Origin of the sequence: Chromobacterium fluminis (genome assembly GCF_011602385.1) — a bacterium.
Taxonomy (GTDB): domain Bacteria; phylum Pseudomonadota; class Gammaproteobacteria; order Burkholderiales; family Chromobacteriaceae; genus Chromobacterium; species Chromobacterium fluminis.
Genome location: NZ_JAAOMA010000139.1, coordinates 1 through 335, shown reverse-complemented (window position 1 = coordinate 335; position 335 = coordinate 1). Strand labels below are relative to the sequence as shown.

1 protein-coding gene is annotated in these 335 nt (G+C 59.7%); it reads left to right on the top strand.

Annotated features, from left to right (window positions below):
- The coding region (locus HA052_RS27220) for a calcium-binding protein (protein WP_166454452.1) at positions 1 to 335 on the top strand (335 nt) is incomplete at both ends.

Genomic DNA, 335 nt, shown 5'->3' with positions numbered 1-335 from the left:
CTATGCGCGCGACACCTATCTGTTCAATCTGGGCGATGGTCAGGATGTGATCATCGACAAGGCGGATGCGCCGACGGTCAACGACGCCTACCGTGATGAGTTGGTGTTCGGCGTGGGCATCAAGGAAGGCGATATCCAGGTGCTGCGCAGCGGCAACGATATGGTGTTCCGCCACGTCAACGGTCAGGACAGCGTGACGGTGAAGGATTGGTTTGCCGATCGGGTGTACTGGATCGAGCAGATCACCTTTGCTTCCGGCGTGAAGTGGATGGCTGACGACCTGATGAAACAGGGCGTGCCGCTGGTGGGCACTGAGCTGGGCGATACGCTGCGGG